The organism is Synechococcus sp. W60.3 (assembly GCF_047502615.1).
Classification (GTDB): domain Bacteria; phylum Cyanobacteriota; class Cyanobacteriia; order Thermostichales; family Thermostichaceae; genus Thermostichus.
In genome coordinates this window covers 1-20,229 of the sequence record NZ_JANSHJ010000039.1, presented here as the reverse complement: position 1 = coordinate 20,229, position 20,229 = coordinate 1, and the positions used below count along the sequence as shown (strand labels likewise).

At 60.7% G+C, this 20,229-nt stretch carries 17 protein-coding genes and 1 pseudogene; 7 read left to right on the top strand and 11 right to left on the bottom strand.

All coding sequences use genetic code 11. The features are described from left to right. Positions 1–89: 89 nt before the first annotated feature. Entirely contained in the window at positions 90–1,079 is a 990-nt protein-coding gene (locus tag NW846_RS11235) for a GntR family transcriptional regulator (protein WP_414346141.1), read from the top strand. A 136-nt stretch (positions 1,080–1,215) separates the two neighbouring features. Continuing rightward, the gene (locus tag NW846_RS11230) at positions 1,216–1,641 is read left to right on the top strand and encodes a hypothetical protein (protein WP_011431268.1); all 426 of its coding nucleotides are present in this window, start codon (positions 1,216–1,218) and stop codon (positions 1,639–1,641) included. Positions 1,642–1,695: 54 nt separating this feature from the next. On the opposite strand, the pseudogene ribB reads toward NW846_RS11230, so the two are convergent. The 5 genes and pseudogenes from ribB to NW846_RS11205 all read right to left on the bottom strand — a co-directional run. After that, positions 1,696–2,838, bottom strand: a pseudogene (ribB, locus tag NW846_RS11225) (3,4-dihydroxy-2-butanone-4-phosphate synthase); the annotation flags it as partial. Positions 2,839–3,054: 216 nt separating this feature from the next. Then, positions 3,055–4,218 carry a molybdopterin-synthase adenylyltransferase MoeB gene (moeB, locus tag NW846_RS11220; protein ID WP_011431266.1) on the bottom strand — a complete coding sequence of 388 codons (1,164 nt, stop codon included), beginning with the start codon at positions 4,216–4,218 and terminating at the stop codon, positions 3,055–3,057. 2 nt (positions 4,219–4,220) lie between these two features. Continuing rightward, positions 4,221–4,502, bottom strand: coding sequence for a MoaD/ThiS family protein (locus NW846_RS11215; RefSeq protein ID WP_011431265.1), 282 nt, complete (start codon positions 4,500–4,502; stop codon positions 4,221–4,223). A gap of 210 nt (positions 4,503–4,712) precedes the next feature. Then, positions 4,713–5,201, bottom strand: coding sequence for a M67 family metallopeptidase (locus NW846_RS11210; protein WP_011431264.1), 489 nt, complete (start codon positions 5,199–5,201; stop codon positions 4,713–4,715). Positions 5,202–5,482: 281 nt separating this feature from the next. Continuing rightward, entirely contained in the window at positions 5,483–5,770 is a 288-nt protein-coding gene (locus tag NW846_RS11205; RefSeq protein WP_011431263.1) for a DUF6464 family protein, read from the bottom strand. 373 nt (positions 5,771–6,143) lie between these two features. Here NW846_RS11205 and hslO point away from each other — a divergent pair, with 373 nt between their 5' ends. After that, on the top strand, positions 6,144–7,106 hold the full coding sequence (gene hslO, locus NW846_RS11200) for an Hsp33 family molecular chaperone HslO (RefSeq protein WP_011431262.1): 963 nt from the start codon (positions 6,144–6,146) through the stop codon (positions 7,104–7,106). A 49-nt stretch (positions 7,107–7,155) separates the two neighbouring features. Further along, a complete protein-coding gene (locus NW846_RS11195) occupies positions 7,156–8,178 on the top strand; it encodes a glycosyltransferase family 2 protein (RefSeq protein WP_011431261.1) in 1,023 nt (340 codons plus the stop codon). Between the two features lie 7 nt (positions 8,179–8,185). On the opposite strand, the gene NW846_RS11190 is transcribed toward NW846_RS11195, so the two are convergent. Then, positions 8,186–9,382, bottom strand: a complete 1,197-nt coding sequence (locus NW846_RS11190; RefSeq protein WP_414516022.1) for a YcjF family protein — start codon at positions 9,380–9,382, stop codon at positions 8,186–8,188. A 315-nt stretch (positions 9,383–9,697) separates the two neighbouring features. Here NW846_RS11190 and NW846_RS11185 point away from each other — a divergent pair, with 315 nt between their 5' ends. The 3 genes from NW846_RS11185 (at position 9,698) to NW846_RS11175 (ending at position 11,209) form a co-directional block, all read left to right on the top strand. Beyond that, the gene (locus NW846_RS11185) at positions 9,698–10,249 is read left to right on the top strand and encodes a Dps family protein (protein ID WP_011431259.1); all 552 of its coding nucleotides are present in this window, start codon (positions 9,698–9,700) and stop codon (positions 10,247–10,249) included. A 146-nt stretch (positions 10,250–10,395) separates the two neighbouring features. After that, the gene (locus NW846_RS11180; protein ID WP_041438578.1) at positions 10,396–10,662 is read left to right on the top strand and encodes an Asr1405/Asl0597 family protein; all 267 of its coding nucleotides are present in this window, start codon (positions 10,396–10,398) and stop codon (positions 10,660–10,662) included. Next, positions 10,646–11,209 carry a (2Fe-2S) ferredoxin domain-containing protein gene (locus NW846_RS11175; protein WP_041438576.1) on the top strand — a complete coding sequence of 188 codons (564 nt, stop codon included), beginning with the start codon at positions 10,646–10,648 and terminating at the stop codon, positions 11,207–11,209. The genes NW846_RS11180 and NW846_RS11175 overlap by 17 nt, the downstream gene beginning before the upstream one ends. Positions 11,210–11,237: 28 nt before the next feature. On the opposite strand, the gene NW846_RS11170 is transcribed toward NW846_RS11175, so the two are convergent. From NW846_RS11170 to NW846_RS11150, 5 genes are all read right to left on the bottom strand, one after another. Beyond that, complete coding sequence (locus tag NW846_RS11170; protein WP_414346176.1) at positions 11,238–12,200, bottom strand: Gfo/Idh/MocA family protein; 963 nt, start codon at positions 12,198–12,200, stop codon at positions 11,238–11,240. Between the two features lie 402 nt (positions 12,201–12,602). Next, positions 12,603–13,838 carry an LL-diaminopimelate aminotransferase gene (locus NW846_RS11165; protein ID WP_011431255.1) on the bottom strand — a complete coding sequence of 412 codons (1,236 nt, stop codon included), beginning with the start codon at positions 13,836–13,838 and terminating at the stop codon, positions 12,603–12,605. Positions 13,839–13,935: 97 nt separating this feature from the next. Then, entirely contained in the window at positions 13,936–17,187 is a 3,252-nt protein-coding gene (locus NW846_RS11160; protein ID WP_414516020.1) for a hypothetical protein, read from the bottom strand. Between the two features lie 80 nt (positions 17,188–17,267). After that, on the bottom strand, positions 17,268–18,446 hold the full coding sequence (locus NW846_RS11155) for an LptF/LptG family permease (protein ID WP_099887344.1): 1,179 nt from the start codon (positions 18,444–18,446) through the stop codon (positions 17,268–17,270). A gap of 77 nt (positions 18,447–18,523) precedes the next feature. Next, positions 18,524–20,229: LptA/OstA family protein (locus NW846_RS11150; protein ID WP_414516018.1), on the bottom strand; the 1,706-nt coding region annotated here is incomplete at its 5' end.

Below are 20,229 nucleotides of genomic sequence, written 5' to 3'. Positions count from 1 at the left end.
ATGTCCTGCTATCGGGCAGGAGTCACTGGGAAGCCTGCACTCTATGCGTCAGCATGGGTGCGGGAGTACGTCACGGAGAAAAGCAGGCCATGATGCGCATTTCTATTCAGCCGGAGAGCGGGATCCCTGGCTCAGTCCAGCTCTTCAACTTGCTCTGTTTTGGCATTGCCTGCGGGCAATTTCCTCCCGGCTGTCGCCTGCCCAGCACCCGTCAGTTGGCCATGCAGACGGGCCTGCATCGCAACACCATCCACAAGGTTTACCACCAACTGGAGGCCATGGGCCTGGTGGAAACTCGCGCCGCCTCCGGCATTTACGTGAGCGGCACTGCTCGCCAGGCGGTTAACCGTTCTCGCGGTCTCAGCAAGAACCTGGATCGATCCAAACAGGCGCTGGAGCAGGTGCGTCAGGGCATCGATCAGCTTCAGCAGCAAGGCTTTTCTCTGGAGCAGGTGCGGGATCTGCTGCTGGCCGAGATCGACTGGCGGCTGCGCTGCAGTGCTCAGGTGCTGGTGTGCGTGCCCCGCCGAGACTTGGGCACAGGACAACTCATGGCTCAACAAATCCAACAGACTTTGGGCATCCGGGTCCAGTTGGTGCTGTTGGAAGACCTGGCCGCCGTGCTGGATCAGATCCATTCCGGCACTGTGGTGACGCTGCACTATTTTCTCAGCGCCGTCGAGGCCATTGCCCAGCCGCGGGGGGCCCGTGTGCTCCCGGTGGAGGTGTCGGATTACGCCCGCGAAATTGCCCTGATCCGCCAATTGCCTTCCCACGCTTGTCTGGGGCTGGTGAGCATCAGCACTGCCCTACTAGAAGTTGCCGAGGTGATCGTCCAAAGCTTGCGAGCAGACCTGCTGGTGCTGACAGCGGTGATTTCCGATACGGAACGGGTGGGATCCCTGATTCGCCGCGCCCACACCCTCATCTGCGACGAGGCCAGCTACTCTACCCTGCGCGCTCTGGTGCGCCAAGCCCGATCCGACCTGATCCGCAAGCCCAACCTGGTCTGTGCTTCCCCTCACATCGGAGAAGCAGCCATGGCCAAGCTGCAACAGGAATTGGGCGGGATCCCATGAGCAGCAAGGGCGAGAAAACTCCTTTTGTTGCAAGCAAGCCATTTCGCGGATGACGGGCTGTGCAATGTCGTGCTTAAGTGGAAATACGGTAAAAAACCATCCTGATTTGATTCATCACTAATCAGTCTTTACACGCATGGTGATCCTCGACTACGCCTCCGCCGACCACGACCATGTGGCGGTGACAAAGGAAGGGTTTTGGGAGGCCATCCGCTTTCAGGATTATTTCTACGCTTTCAACCGCAGCTTTGCTCGGCTGCAGGACGCTATCGCCAGTTGCCGCCGCGAGATGGATCGCGGCTCCTTGATCAGCATTGTGGTGGTGCGCCCTCCTAGGTTTGAGGTGTGGTCGCGGGTGGGATCGGAAGTGCCGGTTTTGCCGAAGCAACTGTTGCAGGGGGGTTCTTCTCAGCCAGCGGCACCGTCTCCCTCCCCCCGCAGGCGAGTCTTCTGGCGCTTCTGGGAGCGAGCTGCTGAGGTCTCTAGGGTCGATGCCGAGCTGCCTTCAGCGCGATCCCTCTTCTACCGGGGCGCTCGGCCTTACAACGCTCTACAGGCCTAAGCCGGAGTAGAGTTGCGGCTCGGATTTGCCGCTGAGGGGGCAGGAGGGCTTCAAGTGCAAATTCACGTCCTCCTCTTCCAGCAGTAGGGGCACCCGCTCGGCCACTTCCAGGCCAAATCCCTTCAGGCCGCTGATGTGGCGAGAGGTATTGCTGATCAGGCGCATCTTCCGCACCCCCACATCGCGTAGGATCTGGGCGCCAATGCCGTAATCCCGCAGATCCATCGCTGCTGGCGGCGCAGTTTCAGCTAGCCCCAGATCTTGGCGAGCATAGGACTTGATTTGCTCGATAAGGCTGAGCTCTTGCCGGCGCAGGTACACCAGCACCCCCTGGCCCTGGTGGTCGATCATCTTCAGGGCGGCGGTCAATTGGCGGCGACAGTCGCAGCGCAGGGATCCCAGCGCATCCCCCAGGGGGCATTCCACATGCACCCGCACCAGGACGGGCTTGGCGGCAAATTGGGTCGGATCCCCCTTCACCAGCGCCAGGTGTTCTACCTGGTTAAGGGTGTCGCGGTAGCCGTAGACCTGAAACTGGCCAAACTCCGTCGGCAAAGTGGCGATAGCCCCCCGGTGCACCAGCCGTTCGGTGCGCAGGCGGTACTCGATCAGATGGGCGATGGTGATAATTTTCAAATTGTGCTGACGGGCAAATTCGATCAACTGGGGCAGGCGGGCCATCGAGCCATCCGGGTTTTGGATCTCGCAGATCACCCCTGCCGGGTACAGCCCGGCCAACATGGCTAGATCCACCGCCGCTTCCGTGTGGCCGGCCCGTTTGAGCACCCCGCCCTCCCGCGCCCGCAGCGGAAAGACATGCCCAGGGCGGCGCAGATCTTCCGGTCGGGTATGGGGATGGATGGCCGCCTGGATGGTGCGAGCGCGGTCGGCAGCGGAAATGCCTGTAGAAACCCCTAACTCTGGCCCGGCATCAATGCTGACGGTAAAAGCTGTCTGGTTGCTGTCGGTGTTTTGCCCCACCATCAGCGGGATCTTCAGCTCGTCGAGGCGGGATCCCTGCATGGCCAGACAGATAAGGCCCCGCCCATAGGTGGCCATGAAGTTGATCACCTCTGGCGTGGCAAACTGGGCAGCACAGATCAGATCCCCTTCATTTTCCCGGTTTTCGTCATCGACCACGATGACCATGCGACCACACTTGAGGTCCTCCAGGGCTTCGGGGATGGAGTGAAAGATGGTTTCTGTCTCTGCCGGCAAAGTGGCACTCATGGAAAAGGGGAGGCGAAAAAGGGAGAGGAACCCTCGAAGATCTATGCTAGAGCAGGACAAAGGGCAGGAGAGAAGCCGAAACAGACAGCCGCCCTTGACCGCACTGCTACTGGGCTGGCTTCCGCGCAGCGGCAGGCCGCTTGTGCCTTCAACTGCAGGGCAAGGGACAGCCAGGGCTTTGAACTAGTACTTGGGAATGGAGGGATCGTAAGCCTCAGCCCAGGCCAGGATCCCCCCGCGCAGGTTTTTCCCTTGGATCCCGGCTGCTTGCAGAATCTTCAAGGCCTTGGCCGAGCGCACCCCGCTCTTGCAGTGGACGATTAGCTCCGAGCCGTTGAGGAGTTTTCGCACCTGCTCCACCCCATCGCCGTTTTCGATTTGCGGCAACGGGATCAGGTGAGCGCCAGGGATCCGGCCGATCTCCCACTCGTTGGGGTTGCGCACATCGACCAACACAAAGTCTTGGCCAGCATCCATCCGCGCCTTCAGCTCAGCCACGCTGATCTCGGGGATCTCCGCTTGGCTGGCTTGTTCTGTGGCTTGCGGGATCCCACAGAACTGCTCGTAGTCGATGAGCTGGGTGATGGGGGGAGTGGCGGGGTTTTTGCGCAGCTTCAGCTCGCGGAAGCTCATTTTTAGAGCATCGTAAAGCAGCAGCCGCCCGCTCAGGGTCGTGCCGATGCCCAGCAGGATTTTCACCGTCTCGGTGGCCTGGATCAGGCCGATGATGCCCGGCAGGATCCCCAGCACGCCCCCCTCGGCACAGGAGGGAACCAGCCCCGGTGGCGGTGGCTCGGGGTAGAGATCGCGGTAGTTGGGCCCATCCTCGTAGTTGAAAACCGTCGCCTGCCCCTCGAAGCGGAAGATCGAGCCGTAGACATTGGGCTTGCCCGTCAGCACACAGGCATCGTTGACCAGGTAGCGGGTGGGGAAGTTGTCGGTGCCATCCACGATCACGTCGTAGTTGGCAAACAGCTCCAGGGCATTGTGGGCCTTCAGAGCGGTGTTGTAAACGTCCACCTGGCAATAGGGGTTGATCTCCAGGATGCGGTTTTTGGCCGATTCCACCTTGGGCTTGCCCACCCAGGAGGTGCCGTGGATCACCTGCCGCTGCAGGTTCGACACATCCACCACATCGAAATCGACGATGCCGATCCGCCCCACACCGGCTGCCGCCAAATACAGCAACAGGGGCGAGCCCAGCCCGCCGGTGCCAATGCACAGCACCTTGCCCGCTTTCAGCCGCTTCTGCCCTTCCAGGCCCACCTCTGGCAGGATAAGGTGGCGAGAAAAGCGCTCCATCTCCTCGCGGGAGAGGCTGACTTGGCTGGTGTCCAGGTTCAACATGGTCAACGCCCTCCGGCAATAGCAGGAACGATGCTGATGACGGCTTGTTCTCCCACCGGCGTGTTGTCGCCTTGGGCCAACGTGCGCACGTCCTCGTCATTGAGGTAAACGTTGACGAAATTGCGCAACTTGCCGTCTTCTGTGTAGAGGTGGCGCTTTAGCTCGCCATAGCGGGCGATCAGGTTGCTCATCACTTCGCCGACATTGCTGCCCTCGATCTCGACAGCTTCCAGGTTGTCGGTGTAGGGACGCAAGGGGGAGGGAATCAAGACTTTGGTTGCCATGGGAGTTCGGGGAAGGGTTCTAGCGATCTGGTTGATCTACACCTTGAGGTTCTGAGCTGAACTATTCCAAGTGTCACCTCATCAAGTTCAGAGTACCGCTTTTTCCGACAACCCTCACCCCAGTCATTGCCCACCAGGGATCCCAAAGCTTCTCAGCCATAAGCCTCATTTTTGGAAGGAAGGTTGGCGGGAAAACAGCAGTCAGCTTCTCTAGCCAGCCCGAGCCACAAGCGAGGGCAGAGATTTGTCTTCCCAAATCTGCATCGGCTCCCGTTGGGGCTGCTCCTGCTCATCCAAAACCCAACTGGCCACCTCCTCTGCTTTGCCCTCGCGCACGCTGACGATCACACAGGAAAAGCCCCAGGGAAAAGCGTGCTGGCGATCGAACTCGGAGGGAACAGCCGCGTGGTTGGGGTGGGAATGGTAGGTGCCCAGGATCCCCAGGCCTTTGCGCACGGCATGGTCGTTGGCCCGCTTGAAATCCGCCGGGTCGATCAAGAAGCGGCGGCGGCTGGATTCGCCGTCTGCCAAGGGGTTTTCGGCTTGATCCCAGGTGTTGGCCACCGCCCAGAGTTCATGGACGATTTTGTCCGCTCCCTTGAGCTCGCCGATCAAAATGCCGCAGCCCTCGTAGGGAAAGGCTTGCTCGCCATGCTGGCGGATGGCGCGGAGGTGCTCTGCCGAGAGGTGAAGGGCCATGAATCTCACCTTTGCCGATGGAGTTACCGTTCTTTCATTTTGACACAGAGGGATAGCTTGGTAGCCCCGTACTTTGGTGCGGGCAGAGCTCTGGGCTGATGAGCTGGGGAACTGCGCAGAGTCCCCAGCGCTCCGGGGAAACAGCTATGCCGTTGCCTTGGCGTTTAACCAGCCGGTCGGCAGGGGGAGTGTCGAAGGTTGACTGGGGATGGGATCCCTTCTTTCGCCGCCGGTTTTCCTTTGGCATGAGTGGGAGTCTGAACAGATTTGGATCCGGCGAACTAACCGAGCACATCAGGGTGAGGATCCGGCAGCGGAGAGGCAAGCGGGGAATAGTGGGGGCAGCCCTGGCAGGGCCCTCGCGGGTTGACGGCACAGCGCAACCAGGTCGACTGGGCGCTGAAAATACAGGAGGGATCCCCCAGCGGCTGGCCGAATTCACCGGCCCGTTGGCGGCGCAGCAGCACCACTTGTCGCCGCCAATCCTGCAAAAAGCGGCTGTAGGCGCGTTCCCGCCAGCGACGCTTGGCCGCATGTTCCGAGACGTAGGCAGTGAGGTTATCCAACATGAAGCAGTCACCCAGAGAGTAAGGCCAACAGGCTGGGGGTCGCGTTGGATCAGCCTAGATCCTCAGGATGGCACACTCTGGTAGGAGAGGGAAAAATTGCAGAAGAATTGCAAACGCTCCCTATCTTACTTGGGATGAAGAACCGCTTTGCCAACCGGAGGGCAGAGCGGCAGCATGGGCAAGGTGATTGGCTTTGAGCCGAAAAACTAGCGGAGCAAGCTGCTGGCTAGTGGGCAGGGGGATAAGCCGCCTATGATGGTATAGTAGAGGCTGGCTCCGACTTATAGCGAAGTGGCAGCGAGCCTACGGGGAAAGAAGTAAGTCGCCAGGGGATCCCTGCAGGCTTGCTTTCGAGGCAGGAGTTGAGGTTGTGATGACGGATGCCTCTGGGTCAGAACGATTGAAGCGAACCAAGGATATTTCTGAGAGTACACCGCCTTCATCTCTTCCGGATCACCTGATCCGGGCTACGGCGGCGGAGGGCAAGATTCGGGTGGTGGGCTTGGTGTCCACCCAGGCAGTCCAGGAAGCGCGGGAGCGGCACAAGCTCTCCTATGTGGCGACAGTGGCGCTGGGGCGGGCTATGAGTGCAGCCCTGTTGCTGGCGGCCAACCTGAAGCGACGCCAGGCGCGGATCAACCTGCAACTGAAGGGAAATGGCCCCTTGGGCGGCATCTACGTAGATGCCGGCATGGACGGCACGGTACGCGGCTATGTGAGCAACCCTGCCATTGAACTTCCTCTCACCCCTGAGAGCAAGTTGGATGTGGGTCAGGCCGTTGGGCGTTACGGCTACCTCCATGTGCTGCGGGACTTGGGCTACGGCCAGCCTTACACCAGTGCTGTGGAACTGGTTTCGGGAGAGGTGGGAGATGATATCAGCTACTACCTCTCCTCCTCGGAGCAGATCCCTTCGGCAGTTCTTTTGGGGGTGAACCTCGATTCCCAGCGGGTGCGCGCCGCCGGTGGAGTGCTGATGCAGCTCATGCCGGGAGCGCCAGCCAGTCTGATCCCGGAGATGGAGGCCCGTTTGGCCAAAGTAGAGGAATTCAGCCCAATGCTGGCCTACGGCGGCGGCTTGCGGGAGCTGTTGCAAATTTGCCTGGGCGACTTGGATCTCAAGATCGCGCCGGAGGTGCGCACCATCCGCTTCTATTGCCAGTGCAATTCCGACCGGGTGAAGGGGGCGCTGCGCATGTTGGGGCGGGACGAGCTCATCGACATGATCCGCACCGATAAGGGAGCAGAGGCGGTTTGCCAGTTCTGCAACGAGGTCTACCGCATCTCAGAGGATGAGCTGCGCTCGATTGTGGCGGAGATGTCGGCAAACCCATAGCACCCCGTGATGGCAGAATAATCGCCAGGTACGGGATCCCTGCTCTCCTATGTCCTCTGAGCCTGCTGCCCCTGAGCTCTCGGTTGTCATCCCCTGCAAAAATGAGGCGGACAACCTGGAACATTTGTTCGAGCGCCTGCGCCTAACCTTGGATCCGTTGGGGATCCCCTACGAGATCATCTGTGTCAACGACGGCAGCGAGGACGACACGCTGGAAAAGCTGATCGCTTTCCATCGTCAGGATCCCCGCATCAAGGTGGTGAACCTCTCCCGCGGTTTTGGCAAGGAAATTGCCCTCACCGCCGGCTTGGACTACGCTGCGGGCAGAGCCGTTGTGCCCATCGACGCCGACCTGCAGGATCCCCCGGAGTTGATCCCGGAGATGCTGCAGCAGTGGCGGCAGGGGTATCAGGTGGTGTATGCGGTGCGCCGCAGCCGCCGGGGAGAGAGCTGGCTCAAGCGCTTGACGGCCAACGGGTTTTATTGGGTCATCGACCAGCTCAGCCAGGTGCGGATCCCGCGCAATACCGGGGACTTTCGGCTATTGGATCGGCAGGTGGTGGACGCCATCAGGCAACTGCGGGAGCGCACCCGCTTTATGAAAGGGATCTTTGCCTGGGTGGGCTATCGTCAGGTGGCCATTTTTTACGACCGCGCCCCCCGTTTTCGCGGCAAAAGCCAGTGGAACTACTGGCGGTTGTGGAACCTGGCCATAGAAGGCATTACCTCTTTTAGCTCTTGGCCGTTGCGGGTGTGGAGCTATCTGGGCTTGGGGATTTCCGTGCTGGCTTTGCTGTACGGCCTTTTTCTGATCATCCGCACTTTGCTGTTTGGCTCTGATGTGCCCGGCTACGCCTCTTTGGCGGTGATGACCTTGTTTTTGGGCGGGATCCAGTTGATCAGCCTGGGCGTAATTGGAGAGTATCTGGGCCGCGTTTTTGAAGAGGTGAAAGGCCGGCCACTGTACCTAGTCCAAGGCGCCTTTGGGTTCGAGACCTCAGGACATTCGCCTTCTCCAGGATCCTATCCTGTTTGCAGCTCGGGCTCGCTGCCCACTCAAAAGCCGGGATGAAAAGCTCTTATGCTCTTATTCCCACCTCATTTTTCTGGGTTCTGCGTCCGGCATATTCTTGGTACTCGCGCACAAAGATCTCCTGCATCTCTTTCTGGGAAAGCTGGATTCCTTGGATTTCGGCGCGGGCGATGGCCTTCATCAGCTCAATATAGGCCAGGCCAAGGGAAAGGGTCAGGGTAGCGGCTGTGGTGGATTGGATGATGCCGCCTGCCAGGGATCCCACGCCGGGGATCAGCTTCAGCAGGTTCGAGACAATGGCCCGCCCGGTCACCACTGCGCCCCCAACGCCTGCCAAAGCCGCCATCAAAGAGTAATAAAAAGAAGGGGAAGCTTTGTAGCCGAAGATAAAGCTGATATTGGCAATCATGCCAATCTGAGCAGCCACCAACAGAGGGGCATCGGCAAAAGGAAGGGGGGTTGCCCCAATAAAGGCCGCGCTGGCCACATAGCCCGATACATACTTAAAAGCAGCATCGGCTTTGAGATCTACCCGCAGCAATTGCTGGCGGATAAAGGCAAGGCGAGCCACTTCCGGCAGCAGCTCCAAGGTGCAGCCGATCAGATGCTCCAGCCCGTGGGCGGGGATGGTGAGTTGCCGGTTAATGACCTTGTCCTTAGCCAAAAGAGGAACAATGTAGCGAACAGGGAGATTTTGGCGCTGCAAATACTGGAAAAACTCGCTCTCTTCCGGATTGGGGTATTCCAGGCATTGAGTTAAAACCAAGATGACCGGCACATCTTTGAGTTCCAGTTCCCTCAGCCACCTGCGCTCGGTTTCCTCCAGCCGCTTCAGCTCGTGGTGGATGCAATACCAAACAATGTGAATGTGATGTTCAGGATCCTTGAGGCGCAGCTCGTCGATTAGTTGGGCCACCTCGAGGCGGATCTGAGTATTCTGCTCGCCGGCCAACTCCATGCCAGGCGTATCGTAGATGGTGATCGGGCAACCTTGCTTGGAATATTGGCGAATGTGGCGGGTGACGGGGCTGCCGACGCCGGTGCGGGCCAGCTCATCTTTAAACACCGCGTTGACCAAAGTGCTCTTGCCCACCCCGCTTTTGCCGATCACCAGGACGTTGCAATGGCCCATTTCGGCCTCCGCTTCCAGCAGGCTCTGTTTGAACAGGTGGCGTTTGAACAGGTGGCCGGCCGAATCTTTTAGATCTCCCTGTTGCCCCCGAGCTCGCGCAACCGCGCGCAACCGTTTGATGGGTTAGGCGAATCAGTTTTTCTATCCAGGAGCGGCTTTCCGGCTCCGTTTGAGACATGCTCCATCCCCAAGTACGGGATCAACTGGGCTAACGCTCCCAGTCTAGTGTAAATCGCGAAGGGATGCGACTCCTCCCTGACCGGCCCACCGGTTCTGCTACAACCAGCACTTTATTGAGAGCTGTTCACAAGAAGCGCCGAGTTGGACTATGCTGGGGTGGGGACAGCCCCAAGATCTCCTGGATCGACTCAATCAAGTAGACTGGGTAGATAGCTGTGTCCTCTTTACCTTGGAGAACCTTGCCCTATGTCTGAAACCGCAACCTTGCGCCAGGCCTTCAACAGCGTGCGCAACAACCCTGTCTCCCTCGGCCTGGAGGTGACCCAGCCGATCTGCGAGGGGATGAACGCCCTTCTGGCCAGCTTCCAAGGGTTGTACTTGCAATACCAGAAGCATCACTTCGTAGTGGAGGGCACCGAGTTCTACCCGCTGCACCAGTTATTCAAGGATCACTACGAGCAGGTGAGGGAACATGTTCACGACCTGGGAGAACGCCTTGAAGGTCTAGGGGGTGTGCCGGTAGCCACCTTTGCCACCTTGGCTCGCCTCTGCTGCTTTACCCCTGAGCCGGATGGCGCTTTTGAGGCGCGGCAAATGCTGAAGAACGATCTGGCCGCGGAGCAGGCCATCATTGATCTGCTGCGGCGTCAGGCCGCTCAAGCGGAAAGCCTAGGGGATCGCGCCACCCGCTACCTCTACGAGCAGATCTTGCTGAAGACGGAAGACCGGGCCTTCCACCTCAGCCACTTCCTGGCCAACGACAGCCTGGTGTTTGGCTTGATGGACGGCAGAGCCTAGTCGGGATCCAGGGCAGGCCCGTCAGGTCGGCGAGCCTGCTACCCTCTCTGCGCTGGCTTTTGTTTTTCTTGTAAGCATTGATTGAGAATTACTCTCCCTAGTAGCTTTCCAGGTCTACTCTTATTGATGAGGCGTTGCTTCTGGCCATGAACTTTGTATCTTCTGGGAGCGGCTATTGTTTGCAGATCCCCTTGGGGGAGCGCTGGCGCATTGGGCGGCGGCTGGTGGAGTTGGGGATCCCAGCGGTTTGTACGGGAGAGGGTCATTTGCAGGTGCAGGTGGACACGCCTTTGGCTCTGGTGCAGGTGCGCAGCGTGATCCGCCAATACACGGCGCGGCGGCGAGAGTTATTGGACAGCCTAGAGATATGTTGGCAGCTCAACGCTGGGGGACAAGATGAGCAAGTTGGCTAAGCAAAGGATCCCGTTTGAGGCAGAGGGCCAGTTCCTGGGATTTCTTCCCGATAAGGATGGCAAGCTCAAGTACTTGCGCTGGCAGGCCGGGGCAGAAGTGTTTGCCGGCAAGATCCCCAAGCCGCTGCGTTCTGAGCTCTACCGCAGCCTCAAACCCGGAGATAGGCTTCAGATCGCCGGGGAGCGGGAGGTGGATCCATTCAAGGGGCGAGAGAAATGGGTGCTCTGCCGCGTGGTTCCTGTCCAGGCTTCCCCCAAGGCCGCTCCCGGAGCGGAGGAAGGGAGGAAAGGCGTTGTCTTGGTCTGTCAGAAGTCTGATTGCTGTCGGCGGGGGGCGATGGCGGTGATGCAGGCTCTGCAGGCCCACTTGGCGGCCTACCCGGAGACCATCCGGGTGCAGGGAGTGGGCTGCATGAAAGATTGCAAACGGGGGCCCAACGTGGTGTTCCTGCCCGACAAGGCTCGCTACAGCGGCGTTTCTCCGCAAGGGATCCCGGCTTTGTTGCAGCGGCACTTTCCGCTGGCAGACCCAGTTCCTTCTCCTTGAGCGGCAACGTCGCCTGCTGCTAAGGGATCTAATCCTGGACGCAGACAACCTGCTGGGTTTGGGCAGACCGCTCGGCGGCCTCGGCCACAGCTAGGGCGTGGAGCATCTTCTCCGGATCCACGTAGAGAGGGCTGCCGCAGCGCAGGTGAGCCAGCACCATGCGGGTATCTTGCTCAAACAGGCCGTGGCGAGATCCGGTCTCCAGGGGATGGGCGCTGCCAGGGCGCAACAGGGTCGCCTCTTCGCCGTTGATCAGCAGGCCCCCCCGCTGGCCATGGAACTCCAATAGGCGCTGGGAGCACCACAGGGAGTCCCCTTTGCCATAGGTCAACACCGCCAGCAGCCCACTGGCAAAACTTAGGTGGGCTGTGCAGTAGCAACTGCTGTAGCGGTGGGGCAAGTCTGGACCGTCGTAGCGCAGTTGACAGCTCACCCGCTCTACCTTTCCCAACAAGTCCACCAGGCGGTGGATGCGGGAGACAGCCCCTGTGAGGGGGAAGCCAAACTGGTCGGGCCGATAAGTCCAGCGGTCGGGGGCAGGGTGGGCGGCAGTGAGGGTAATGTAGCGAACGGCAAACAACTTGCCCAGCCCTGCCAGCTCCCGTCTCAGCAACTGGTGAACGCCGCTGAGGAGCTCTATGTGCTCCACATGCAACAGCAGCCGCCGTTCCGCGGCCAATTGCACCAGCGAACGAGCTTCGGCAACGCTCAGGGCCAGGGGATATTCCACAACGGTGTGGATCCCGGCCTCCAGGGCGGCACGGGCGATGGCCGCATGATCCCGATTGATGGTGCTAACAAACACCAAATCCAGCGGCTGCTCGCAGAACAGGGAAGACCAGTCGGAATAGGCCGCCGCCCCAAACTCGGCGGCAAAAGCAGCACTTCGCTCAGGGGTTCGGCCAGCAACTGCCACAATCTGCACCTGCCCATCTTTGCGCAAGGCTTCTGCCCGTGAGCGAGCTGCATAGCCAGTGCCAATGATCCCCACCCGCAAGGCCTGTTTCCTTCCCCTGCTTGTCTCTTTCTGTAGCATTACACAAAAGGATAGCTTGGTAGCCCCGTACTTGGGTGCGAGGCGGAAAAGCCCTTGAGCCACTTTAGTTGCTTCTTTTAGTACAGAGCTTCTCCAGGAAAACGACCTACTGCGGTGCAAAACCCGCGCGGCAATAACTAACCTGGAGGAACTTAAGTCCGAAGTAAGCAGAACTTTGAGGTTATGCCTCAAAGGACTGTCTAGGGGCGTCTTGACAGCGCCTTTGCGAGTCCATTTTGGGCTGCGTAAGAATCCCCTGGGTGGGAGTGTCAAAGAAGAGATCCCTTCCACCACCGCCCCAGGGATCTCCCTTTCTCCAGCTTGTTGGGGAAAATCCTTGGCTCCAGCCCTCTCCACTTAGCTCCCAAACACGCTGACAATGCGGCGCATGGCTTCTTCCACGTTGGCGCGGCTGTTAAAAGCCGACAGGCGCAGATAGCCCTCGCCGGCGCTGCCAAAGCCCGATCCGGGAGTTCCCACCACATGGCAGGTGTGCAGCAGCTTGTCGAAAAACTCCCAACTGCTCAGTCCTTCCGGGGCTTTTACCCAAACATAGGGAGCGTTGACGCCGCCGTAGGCTTGGATCCCCGCTGTGGCGAGCTGCTCGCGGATGATGCGGGCATTCTCCAGGTAAAACTGCACCAGAGCCCGCACCTGGACCTGCCCCGCCTCGGAATAGACGGCTTCTGCTCCCCGCTGCACAATGTAGGCCACGCCATTGAACTTGGTGGACTGGCGGCGATACCACAGGCTCCACAGATCCACCCAGGAGCCGTCGGCAGCCTGGCCCCGCAGCGACTTGGGCACCACGGTAAAGGCGCAGCGGGTGCCGGTAAAGCCAGCCGTTTTGGAAAAGGAGCGGAACTCGATGGCGCATTCCCTTGCCCCTGGGATCTCGTAGATGGAGTGGGGGATCCCAGGCTCGGTAATGTAGGCCTCGTAGGCGGCATCGAAGAGGATGAGCGAGTTGTGGGCGCGGGCATAGTCCACCCAGGCTTGCAAATGCTCCCGCGTGGCCACTGCGCCGGTGGGGTTGTTGGGAAAGCAGAGGTAGATGACATCCACCTTTTGCTGGGGCAAGCTGGCGGTGAAGTGGTTTTCTGCCGTCAGCGGCAGATAGACCAGGCCCTCGTATTCGCCCCGCTCGTTGGCCGGCCCCGTATGGCCGGCCATCACATTGGTGTCTACATAAACCGGGTAGACGGGATCCGTGATGGCAATGGTGTTGTCGTGGCCGAGAATATCCAGGATGTTGCCGCAGTCGCACTTGGAGCCATCGGAGATGAAGATCTCGGAAGCGTCGATGTCGCAGCCGCGGGCCTGGAAATCGTGGCGGGCAATGGCCTGGCGCAGCCACTCGTAGCCCTGTTCCGGCCCATAGCCGCGGAAGGTGGCCCGCTCCCCCATCTCCTCCACGGCCCGGATCATGGCTGTTCGGCAGGCTTCCGGCAGCGGCTCGGTGACATCGCCAATGCCCATCTTGATGATCTGAGCTTCGGGATGGGCGGCGGCAAAGGCCTGCACCCGCCGGGCAATCTCGGGAAAGAGATAGCCAGCCTTCAGCTTGAGGAAGTGGTCGTTGATCCTGGCCATAGGAGTTCAGCGCTGCTGAGCAAAAAGGAGCGTCGGCCCTTTAGTGTAGCCGAAGCCGGCCCCAACCCGCCCTCCCGACTGCAGGGCAGAGCCAGCCCTAGCGCCCCAGGCTATCCAGGCTGAAGGCGCCCACCGGCGAGGTTAGGTGAAACTCTCCCCGCTCTTGGGTCAGGCCCACCGGGCGGCTGGGAAAGGCCACCAGGATCCCTTCCAGGCGCAGGGACTCTGCCAGCGGATCGTAGGCCAGGCGCAGCTCGAAATCCCGCAGGTCGCGGCGCACCTCAATGCGGCGGATCCCTGCCTCCGTCAGGCCCAGGCGGAGCCGCCAGTGGTTTTGCCACTGCGTGCCGAGGGTGGCATCTAACTCCAGTCCATAGGTAGAGATCTGGCCCAACCGGGGATCGTAAACCGCCTGCAGCGCGTAGCTGATCCCCGGCTCATAGCTATCTAGACCGGAGCGCTGCTCCCGGTTGAAGGTGGTGCTGCTGCGCCCTCGATATTCCAGACGAACGGGTTGGAGCTGTCCCTGGTTCAGGTCGTAGGCCGTCTGCAACTGAATGTTGAACAGATCAGGGGCGGTGCTCCAGGTGAAGTTGGCGTTGAGGGTATCCCACTTCTGGGTGATGAAGTCGTAGCCAAGGCTGGTGTCCAGGCGCACCAGGTTTTTCACCTCTGCCTGCAGCTCCTGCAAGTTGCGGGAGGCAATCGCTGCCAAATCCTCGGGGGTATCGTCGGGGAAGGTCAGGGCTATCGGCAGCTCGCCGGGCAGGTCATCTTCAAAGGCAATGTAGCCTGGGGGCACATCGGGTAGGGGATCGCGGGGCGTAAAGAAGCTGATGTTGGCATTGATGCGATCCACATCTTTAGGGCTGGTGGAGAGGGTTTGGAAGGGCACAGAATTGTTGCCGTAGAAGGTGCGGCTGTAGCGCAGGTCGATGGTATTCCAGTCGGCAGGTCTGAGACTGAGGCGAGGGTTGAGGCTGACGGTAGACTCCTGGTCAGGAGTGGAGTAGAGGACTTGGGTGTAATCGATAGAACCCGGCATGAAGGTGATCCAGGGAGCCGGTTGAATATCGTTGAACTGGAGGCTGGAGCGCAGCTCGTAGCGATTGAAAAAGTGGAGGCCCGCCCCCACCTCTTGATCCGGCTGTTGCTCTTGAGTCAGGGTGAGGGCGCTGCTGAGGAAGATATCGGGACTGAGGCGGAGGGGATCGGGGTTGAAGGCCAGCTCGAAGTTGCGGCGCGGCTCGTTGTCGCCATTGGAACTGCTGTAGGCACGGTAGGCCAGGCGATAGGTACCTCCCCAGCCGGGTGGGGTCAGTTGAGTGCCCAGCGTCAACCGCGCATCGGCAAAGTCGGGGCCATCTTTGACGCTCACCCGCTGGTTGTAGTCCAAGCGGAGATCCGATTGCAGCCAGTGCACGCCCCCGTACCGCTGGATGTGGCTGAGGGTGAGGGGGAAGCTGTAGATGCCCCGCTCCTGGGATCCGGTGCGGCTGATGTTGAGGGTGGTGGTGGAGAGATCCCCCTGAAAGGTGGCGTTGAGGCGGAGATCGGCGTTGTCGTTGCGCCCGCCGGCAAGACGGTAGGTGTTGTCCAGGTTGAGGTTGAGCTGTCCCCGCAGTTGGCCTTCCTGCCCAAAGAGGTTGGCAGCGTAGAAGTCGAAGTTGTGGTCGATGCGGAAACGGCTGGAGAAGCGCTGTTGGTCAGCTTCGGTAACCAAGTAAAACTGGGCTCGCCCGTAGTTGACACTGTCCGGGATGGGCAGGATGTAGTCATGCAAGAAACCAATGCCCACCCCTTTTTTCTGGATGGCATCCAGCCGCAGGCCGCCGAAGTTGTATTCGTCGAAGCGGTAGGCCCAACTGGATTTGACAAACACCCCCTCTGTCTCGCTGCGCCCCGGCAGCACCCATTGGTGATCTCGCAGGCTGTAGATGAACAGGGGGAAATAGGCGATCTGAAGGCCCGCCCGCAGATCCCCTGCTTCTGTGAGTTCGCCGCCGGCAAACACGCGGGCGTCGTAGACGATCACCCGGTCATCGGGAAACACCTCCACCCGATCCCCTTGCACGTAGTGGGTAATGGGTGGCTCTGGCGAGGTGGTGACGGTGGCTTTCTCGAAAAAGATCTGATCCCCCAACAGGGCGGTGGTCTCTTGGCTGCGCACAAAAACCTTGGTGCCCGGCTCCTCCCCCGGCAAGATCACCAGCGAGCTTTCAAATTGAGCGCTGCGACCGGGGATGTCCAGATCCAGGTTGCGCCCCTCAATTTGCCGGATGCCGCGCCCCTGGGGTCCAGGGGGCTGTTCCATCCGGAAGGGGCCGTCGCTGCGCAGGCGCCGTTCCCGTCGGTAAAACAACAGCCGCTCGCCGCTGATGCTGGTGCCGTCGGCCAACTGGATCTGGGCGTTCCCCTCGGCAATGCCCAGGTCTTGCTCGGCAAGGTAGCTGAGCACATCCCCACTGACGTTGATCTGAGCCGGGTCGAGGGGGATCTGGGCGGTGGCGGTGGCCGCCAGCTGCTGGCGAATCTGGGATCCCTGGCTGGCAGGCGGAGCGGCTTCTGGGCCGGTGGCGGGATCGCCCAGATCTCGCAACAGGGGGAACCGCTCCAACAACTGAGGAGCAAGGAGGGATCCGGCAGTGGGGGTGAATGCCTCAGTTCCGGTTTGAGCTGCCCTCTGAGTGCCGGTGGAAGAAGGGGCGCCGCCCCAATTCCAGTTCCCGCCGGCTTGCGGGATCCAGGTCGGGACTTGCTGCGCCACCGCTTCCGAACCAGGCCTCTCTTGCCCTTGAGCAGCGGCCAGGCTCTCGACGGTGGACCCTGGGGGGGGAACAGGCAAGCGCCTCGCTTCGTTGGGGTGCTGCCCAGGTTGCTCTTCTACCTGCAAGTCAGCAGCTTGGGAAGTTGCAGGCTGGGAGGAGCGAAGGGAGTCCAGAGTAGGAACAGCTGCCGTGGGCGTTGTCGATGAAGCAGACCGGGAGGACGGTGTTGCCTGAGCTTGGGCCTGCTGCGCCTGCCGCCGTGCATGGGCCGCCGCCCCTTCGGCCAAGAGCGGCTGCAGCCGCTGCCGGTTTAGCTCTTCCGGTGTGAGCGCTTTTTCGGGAGGGGATCCTTCAACAGGGGCCGAGGCGGGAAGAGGGGGAACGGAGGGAGCCGCTGTTGCTGCCAGGCGCGAGGAGGATTGGGCCTCGGCCAAGGTGATGGGATCCCCCAACAGGCTGGCGCCGGTGGGAGCAACCGGCTCTGAGCCAGGATCGCGGCTCCGCTGGGCCGCCCAAAAGCGCTGATAGCCCTCCAGATTGGTGGGCAGGGGATCCAACTGGGCAAAGACGGCCTCCCCCATCCCCAACCACAAGGAGCTGCCCCAGCACAGGGCCAACCATTTTGCCCAAGGGCTGAAGCCCTGCGGGAAGTTGCCGGATCTCACCGTAAAAACCGCCACAGTAGAGAGAAGCCCACCCCACCGAAAATCATATTCGGCAACCAGGCGGCCAGCCAGGGATCGATATGCTCAACTCGGCCCATGGCGCGTCCCAGGCTCATCAGTACATAGTAAATAAACACCAGGACAATCGCCAGCGCCACACTGCCGTAGCGGCCGGTCTGGCGCACCGTCTGCAGGCCCAAGGGCGCAGCCACCAAAATGGCAAAAAAGCTGGCCAAGGGAATGGCGAACTTGAGGTGGTACTCCGTCAGGCAGCGGGCCACATCAGCAGAAGGACGTTGCTCCGCTCGATATCGCTGGCACTGCTCCCACAGCTCTGCCGCCCGTTGCTCCTGGGGCACCTTCTCGGCGTACACCAGGCCCACCAACTTGTTGACGATGTTCAGCTCCATCTCCGCCACCTGGCCCTCGTAGTAGGTGCGCCCCCGCTCGTCGTAGCGACGGATCACCACGTCTTGCAGGTGCCAGGCTTGGCCCACCTGCTGCGCCGTTTGGGCCGAGATCACCTGTGGGTAGCGCAGGTGGCCGGTCTCGGCCTTGCGATCCAAAATCAGCAGATCGTGCATCCAGCCGGTCTTCGGGTCGATGGATCCCACATGAAACCAGAGGTCGTCGTCCACCCGCACAATTTCCTCCGAGTCAAACGGAAGGGCATCCTGGGCCAGGATGAGGTTGGTGTTCAGGGTTTTCACCTTTTGGTTGGTCTCTGGCACGATCACCTCGTTGGTCAACAGCGCCAGGCCGCTGACCAGCAGGCCGATGCAGAGCACCGGAATCAACACCTTGCGGTAGGGGATCCCGGCGGCCCGCAGGGCGGTGATCTCGCTGTCAGCTCCCATCCTGCCCAGAGTAAGTAGGGTGGCAAAGAGGCCGGCAATGGGGAAGGTGACCACCAAAATGGCGGGCAAGTTGAGGAGGAGAATGTGCAAAATTGTCAGGGGAGGGGCGCCTTTTTTCACCAGCAAATCGGCGTAGATAAAAAGCTGGTTGCCCAGCATCATCACCGTGCCCCCCGCCACCCCCAAAAAGAAGGGGCGGATCATCTCTTTGCAGAGATAAAACTCCAAAAAAAAGCCCCCCAACTTCAGGGATCCCCAAAAGCTCCCCGTCTGGGCAGAAGTTCGGCGCCGTTGACCCTTGGCCAGTGGGATGGTCATGTGGCTCTGTTACCTCAGGTGCACAAGCTCAGCCAGCTCTAGAGATCCAGACGACCCCCAGCTCCGCTGGGATCCCGTCAGAGGGCGTCGGTGATGCGGAATTGAAACATCCCCTGCTGCTGCTCGTCCCCTTCCACGGTGTACTCATCCCGCTCCAAGTTCAGGGTGACCAGCCTGCCGCTGAGGCGGTTGGCGCCCCGGCACATCTGATCCAGAGCATCGCGACCGGGCAGCGGTGCAGTGCTCTCGCGGGGAATCGGATTGAGCTCGCCGCGATCGCAGAGGAGGACGGGAGCCTGGTCGGCGGTGATCCTGAAAATCTGCCCTTGGTCGGAGTACTCGGCGCGATCCCCTTCGATGGCGCGGTTGGCCTGCACGATAACCACATTGCCGAAGAAGCGGGCATTGCCGCTGGCCTGATCGATCTCCACCCGGTCGGCGTAGATCACCGTCGGCTGGTCCACATCGGCCTGGGTCTGGGGGTTTTGCAGACGCCGCGCCAGCCAGTCCCCCTCGATCTGCTCGATCACCACCTCTCCCCGCAGCTCCACCTTCTCAGGGGTAATGGTGGCCTGGTTGGCCTTGGCCTTGCGCCCCCGCTGGATGAACTCGACGGCCTCGCTAAACTCCGAGGTGCCGGTACGAGAGTTGTAAACCAGGCGGGCGGCCCGCACTTCCGTTTCGGCTTGGCGCAGCTCCTCCGTCAGGGATCCGCCGCCAGGAGCTGGGGTAGAGGTGGCCATCTGCCGGTAGAGGACGTTTTCTTCAAAAAAGAAGATCTTGTCGCGGTGGTTGCCCTCCAGGCGGGCGGAGGTGAGCACCCGTCCGGGTTCTTCCAGGGTAACTCCTCCCGTCAACAGACTTTGGGATTCGCGGCGGCGGTAGGTGCCCTGGGCCGCCTGGATGATGGTTTCCCCCTGGCGGATCTCCAGGTTGCCTTCCCCTTGGGCAATTTGTGTGTTGCGGTCGTACGTGAGGCGGTCGGCAATGATGGTGACTTCTTGATCCTGTTGGTCTGGGGTCGCCTCCGGGCCGGGAGAGGCCTGGGCCAAGCGCAGATCGGCCAATAAGGGATCCCGGCTGCTGTCGCCGGCCACCTCCTGTAACACCACGCCGCCGGAGAGAATGCTTTGGGCCTGTTGCCGCAGGTAGGTGCCCTGGGGAGCGCGAATCTCGATGCCACGTTCGCGAATGCGCAGGTTCCCTTTCCCCTCGGCCACCTGGTTGGTGCGGTCGTAGGTGATCTGGTCGGCGGTGATGGTGGTGGAGGTGGGTGCCGAGCCGTTTGGGGGCAACACTATCAGCTTGCCCTGCTGAGCGCTGAGAAGGGCAAATTGAAAGTTAAACGAGCCAGAGCGGCCCTGCAACACCATTTCCCGGCCTTTGAGGGTGAACTCCGCGGGCACCTCGATGCGCTCTTCAGGGGTGACTCTCAAGGCGCTGGTCAAGAGCAGGCTGCCGTCGCCGCTCCTCACCTCCACCTCCTCATCCAAATACAGCTCATCGGCGGTGGCATTGTAGCGGGCTCGCTTGGCCCGCCAAGTCATCTGCTCGCTGCTATCAAAAAAGGGATCCGGCACCCCTTCCTGTCGGTCGGCGCTTTCTCCGTAGAAGTAGCCGTGCGCCCCCTGCTCAAATACCTGTTGCCCGGCTGCCAGATCCACCTGCTCGGCGATCAGTCGCCACCGCTGATGGCCTCCCCGACGACCCAAGATGTCTACCCTGCGGCTGACCGAGAGGGGCTGATCGGGGGAAGGAGACTCCCCCTTCACTTCCTCGATGT